The following is a 509-nucleotide window of genomic DNA, read 5'->3' as shown; positions in this document are numbered from 1 at the left end:
CTGTTCATCCTCTACACCTCCGGCACCACCGGAAAGCCCAAGGGAATCCTGCACACCACCGGCGGCTACCTCACCCAAACCGCCTACACCCACCACAACGTCTTCGACCACAAAGCCGGACACGACGTCTACTGGTGCACCGCCGACATCGGCTGGGTCACCGGACACAGCTACATCGTCTACGGACCACTCGCCAACCGCGCCACCCAGGTCGTCTACGAGGGCACCCCCAACTCCCCCGACGAACACCGACACTTCCAGATCATCGAAAAATACGGCGTTACCATCTATTACACCGCGCCCACACTGATCCGCACCTTCATGAAGTGGGGGCGTGAAATCCCCGACGCACACGATCTGAGCACCCTGCGCGTGCTCGGCTCCGTCGGTGAACCGATCAACCCCGAAGCATGGCGCTGGTACCGAGAAGTGATCGGCGCGAACAAGACTCCGATCGTCGACACCTGGTGGCAGACCGAGACCGGCGCCATCATGATCTCCCCGCTGCC

The 509-nt window shown here is 61.9% G+C and carries 1 protein-coding gene; it reads left to right on the top strand.

Annotated features, from left to right (window positions below):
* Nucleotides 1-509, top strand: a 509-nt coding sequence (locus NS1_RS38495) for an AMP-binding protein (protein WP_157125640.1), incomplete at both ends; no start/stop codon positions are given.

Origin of the sequence: Nocardia salmonicida NBRC 13393, assembly GCF_001613085.1 — a bacterium.
GTDB lineage: Bacteria > Actinomycetota > Actinomycetes > Mycobacteriales > Mycobacteriaceae > Nocardia > Nocardia salmonicida.
The sequence above is the reverse complement of the archived record's forward strand: the minus strand, read 5'-3'. Positions and strand labels throughout refer to the sequence as shown.